The following is a 247-nucleotide window of genomic DNA, read 5'->3' as shown; positions in this document are numbered from 1 at the left end:
GGCGCCGTCGAAGACGAGATCGGCAGCCGCAGTGTAATCGAGCGGATCGTGCGCGGGGGAGCTGACGTCGAGCCGCATCGTGACACGGTTCTTGAAGCGGCCGACGACATCGTCATCGCGGGTCGCACGGCGGCCATTGTCGCCGCAAAGCCGATTGTTGGCACCGAAATCGACGCCGACGAGATCCTGAAGGCTCTTCCAGGCAATGTGGTCGACGTCCTCGTCGACAATCGCAAGCTCCACGGCC

General features: G+C 64.0%; 1 pseudogene. It reads left to right on the top strand.

Going from position 1 to position 247, the window contains the following annotated elements:
- Positions 1-247: pseudogene (locus IVB32_RS16810) on the top strand (transporter); the annotation flags it as partial.

This window comes from Bradyrhizobium sp. 23 (assembly GCF_023073295.1).
GTDB lineage: Bacteria > Pseudomonadota > Alphaproteobacteria > Rhizobiales > Xanthobacteraceae > Bradyrhizobium > Bradyrhizobium canariense_D.
This window is presented reverse-complemented; position numbering and strand designations above follow the sequence as displayed.